The organism is Rhizobium sp. SJZ105, assembly GCF_007828365.1.
GTDB classification, from domain to species: domain Bacteria; phylum Pseudomonadota; class Alphaproteobacteria; order Rhizobiales; family Rhizobiaceae; genus Agrobacterium; species Agrobacterium tumefaciens.
Map to the genome: position 1 here is coordinate 1 of NZ_VIUP01000035.1, position 3,844 is coordinate 3,844.

At 58.5% G+C, this 3,844-nt stretch carries 4 protein-coding genes; 3 read left to right on the plus strand and 1 reads right to left on the minus strand.

Annotated elements, in window-relative coordinates; translation table 11 throughout:
- Nucleotides 1-48: 48 nt before the first annotated feature.
- A complete protein-coding gene (locus FB593_RS27315; protein WP_186448006.1) occupies nucleotides 49-618 on the plus strand; it encodes a hypothetical protein in 570 nt (189 codons plus the stop codon).
- A gap of 66 nt (nucleotides 619-684) precedes the next feature.
- Here FB593_RS27315 and FB593_RS27320 read toward each other — a convergent pair whose 3' ends face one another.
- On the minus strand, nucleotides 685-1,533 hold the full coding sequence (locus FB593_RS27320) for a LysR family transcriptional regulator (RefSeq protein WP_145167650.1): 849 nt from the start codon (nucleotides 1,531-1,533) through the stop codon (nucleotides 685-687).
- Between the two features lie 89 nt (nucleotides 1,534-1,622).
- Here FB593_RS27320 and FB593_RS27325 point away from each other — a divergent pair, with 89 nt between their 5' ends.
- A complete protein-coding gene (locus FB593_RS27325) occupies nucleotides 1,623-2,591 on the plus strand; it encodes a quinone oxidoreductase family protein (protein ID WP_145167652.1) in 969 nt (322 codons plus the stop codon).
- A gap of 92 nt (nucleotides 2,592-2,683) precedes the next feature.
- Complete coding sequence (locus tag FB593_RS27330) at nucleotides 2,684-3,568, plus strand: DMT family transporter (protein ID WP_145167654.1); 885 nt, start codon at nucleotides 2,684-2,686, stop codon at nucleotides 3,566-3,568.
- The last annotated feature ends 276 nt before the right edge of the window (nucleotides 3,569-3,844 follow it).

The window sequence follows — 3,844 nt, forward strand, 5'->3', positions numbered from 1 at the left end:
TCCTCTTTGTGGCGTTTCAACACGACCACGTTAGGCACTTGATGCCGTTTGAGAAGGGCCGTTCCACCTCATCAGCTTCGGGCCGACTGGGCCTACTACTGGAATGACATCCCCATCCCTCCCGAGCTGGTGCGAGATGGAAAGCTGTTTGGCCGCGCCAGCCTGACCGCCGTACTGCGCCCTCTCGTTTCGCCGTTCGGCGGCGCGAATTATTTCGCATCTCGGCTGGAGACATCTTTGATGTACCCTACCGGGCCAAAGAAATGGCCATCCCTTCTCGGCTCAATGAAGGAATCGACGCTGCCGGAGAACGACGCGCGCGAAGAACTCCGAAAATGGCAACCGATCAGAAGGCATTGTCGGGATTTTACCAAAAGCAGCGGGCTCGGCTTTTCGGGGTCGCATATGCGGCTATACGCTCGCGTTTACATGCGCGACCTGTATCAGTTCGGGTGGACGCACCATAGCCAGGCAGGGCCGCAGGAGGTCGCCTTCGTACTCACGCTCTCAAGCGCGGATGGCGAGAAGTCGATCTACGACTCTACGGCGCGTGCCCTCGGAAACTTCGTTGAGAGCGCCGTGCTGAACCAGGACATCGAGGTTTCAACCGAAATTTAGCCACTCGATATCGCCAACGGTTGAAATGTTTGCAAACTTGGGAGTTTCGCGACATGCACAATGTCTTTACGCCGTTCCGAAGATCTCACGCATTCGCCGTGAAACGGCCTTCACAGGTGCTGAGCGCTTGAGGTCAGAATGTACGACAAGCCAGATGTCACGCGAAATCAAGCCGACGCCTGGCAGAACCGGGACCAGCTTCTCGTCTGACATACCGATAAAATCCGGTAGCGCCGCAACACCTGCGCCGGCACGCACGGCGGCCTGTTGGATTTCCAGGCTGCTTGCGTAAAACGAGAACGGTCGGCCTGCTGCGAAATCCTCGATCGCCGCCTGTTGCGGAGCGCGCGCCGATACCCCGTCATAGCCAACGAAACGCCAGTTGTCTGCGGTGTTGGCAGCCAGATAATCGGGACTGGCGTAGAGCCGGAAATCGATCTTTCCCAGCCTGGTGATTGTCAGATCACCTTCTTCAGGGCGGCTCAAGCGGACAGCAATGTCAGCTTCTCCTCGATCGAGCGAGGAAGTGCGGGATTCACCGATGATCCTGATGATCAGATGTGGGTGGCGATTTTGCAGTTCGACCAACGGGGCCGTGAGACGTTGGAGCGCAAGGGCTGGCGGAGCGCTGACCGTAACAGTTCCGGATAATTCGGATCGCGCACCATCTGCCGCTCTTTGGACAGCTCGTGCCTCAGTCGCCATCTTGTCTGCGATGGCGGCAATCCGCTCACCCTCTGCGGTCAAGGTCCAGCGCCGGCCGCGCCGGTCAACGAGCGCTAAGCCAAGAGCCCCCTCCAGCGATGCAATGCGTCGGGCGACGGTTGCGTGTTCGACCGCGAGGTGTCGGGCCGCGGCAGACAGGGAGCCAGCCGAAGCCAGGGCGCTGAAATAGCGGAGATCGTCCCAGTTCATCGGTTAAATTCTTCACATCGATGGGGAGATAATAGGGGATTTTCTATCGGTTCGCCAGATGACACACTTCCCTTGTACGGAGGTGAGGCATGGACAAAAAGGTAGAACTGATCGCCGCCGGCGACGGCGACAATCTCCGAGTTTCCGCTTGCCCACCACAAGCGCCGGGACCGGGCGAACTTCGCATCCGCCATGAAGCCATCGGCGTAAACTTCATCGACATATACCAGCGTATCGGCCTTTACCCCTTGCCGCTACCGGCTGTTCTCGGGGTGGAAGGCGCCGGGGTTATCGAGGCGGTCGGCCCGGAAGTCGGCGACATTCAAGTTGGCGACCGCGTTGCATATACCGGCATACCAGGCGCATATGCTGCAACGCGCCTGTTACCCGCCTGGCGCGCGATTAAATTGCCCGATGACATCAGCACAAGGATAGCCGCCGCCTCCTTCCTGCGGGGGCTAACGGCGCACATGCTCCTGACCCGGACATACCCGGTCAAGCGAGGAGAGACTTTGCTCATTCATGCTGCTGCCGGTGGTCTCGGCACTGTCCTGACGCTGTGGGCGAAGTCCCTCGGATGTATTGTCATCGGCACGGCAGGATCATCGGGAAAAGCGGACATCGCACGCGCAAATGGCGTTGATCACGTCGTCGTCGGTCGTGAGGCAGATATCGTGTTGGAAATCGGTCGACTGACGAAAGGCAGAGGTGTCGATTTCGCGATCGACGGTATCGGCGGTGAGATGCTGCGCAAGACGCTCGGCTGCGTCAGGCGCTTCGGCACTGTCGCCTCCATCGGGCAAGCGGCTGGGCCGATCCCGCCCGTGTCCGTTGAAGAACTCGGTCCCACCCGTTCGCTATCACTGGCCCGACCCAGTGTCATGGCCTATGCGGCGGAACAGGAAACCTATCATCTCGCAGCAAAGGCGGTCATTGCTGCGATACGTCAAGGAATCATGCCGGAACCGGGCGGCGAATACTCGTTGTCAGAGGCAGCCCAGGCACAAACCGATCTTGAATCGGGGCAAACGGCTGGTAGCCTCGTGCTCGTTCCATAAGGCCATACGCATGTCCGAAAGCCCATGCGTTCCTGCTGGGCTTCCCATTAAGACAGAAAGGTGGGGATGATGAATGGCTTCCTTCAAAGCCGATGACAGAAAGGTTCAAAGCCGGTTCAATAGGATGGGCATATGCCGCTGTCGCTTTGTCCGTCCTTTCATGGTCGGCAGCCTTTCTCGTTATCGCATTTTCTCTGAGAGAAATGCGTCCTATCCCACTGGCGACAGCGCGGTTCGAAATGGCCGGACTGATAGCGCTCGGCTGGCTGACCTGGAAGCGCCCGAAACTGCCATCCTGGCCACATATGCTCCGCTTTGCCATCTGCGGCCTGCTCGGCTTCACTCTCTACAGCGTCTTTATCAACACGGGACAGACCACCGTTTCGGTTGGAGCAGCCAGTTTCATCTCCAACATCATTCCGATCATGACGGCGCTTTTGGCCTGGGTCATGCTGGGCGAGCACTTCAGATTGGTCGGCTGGCTGGGATGTGCGGTCAGCTTTACAGGCGTCACTATCATTGCCATCAACCAGCCCGGCGGCCTGGCATTCGGGGCCGGGGCGACGTTCATTCTGCTGGCGGCCCTGTGCTCCGCCGCCTACTTCGTGCTGCAAAAGCCACTGGTTGCGATCTATGGGGCACTTCCTTGCACAGCCTACACCCTTGTTTGCGGTGCGCTATTCCTGTTGCCATGGGCCCCGGAAGCGACGTTGCAATTCATGCAGGCCTCGCCTTCAACGATGGCAGCCGTGACAGGGTTGGCGCTATTCCCGACGATCCTTGCCTATTTCGCCTGGAACTATGCACTGGGTGAGTTGCCTGCCGGTCTGGCGGCGAACTTCCTCTACCTGGTCGCGCCGCTGGCAACACTCTTTGCCTTCGTTTTTTTCGGAGATCATCCATCCGTCAACACCATCCTCGGCGGCGCGATGGCAATGCTCGGAACCATCATCGTCGCTAAGTGGGGCAAGGAGTGACAGGCAAAGATCGTCAGTTATCAGCATCGACACCTCAAGGCTAAAGTCGGGCTTCCTCTGGTATCAGGAAAGCAGACTGCGCCTTTCCATCATGTTTCCCTGGCTGCGAGATTCTCCATGCGATTGACCTATCTTGTATTTGCTCTCCTCGGCCTGTTTTGGGGATCGAACTTCATCTACAGTGCGCCTCGCCCCAAACGGGGAGGCATATGACTGGAATGCAAAGAGAAAGGAGGATGTGAAGACTTGCCTGCCCCCTGCTGCGAGGGGGCATGA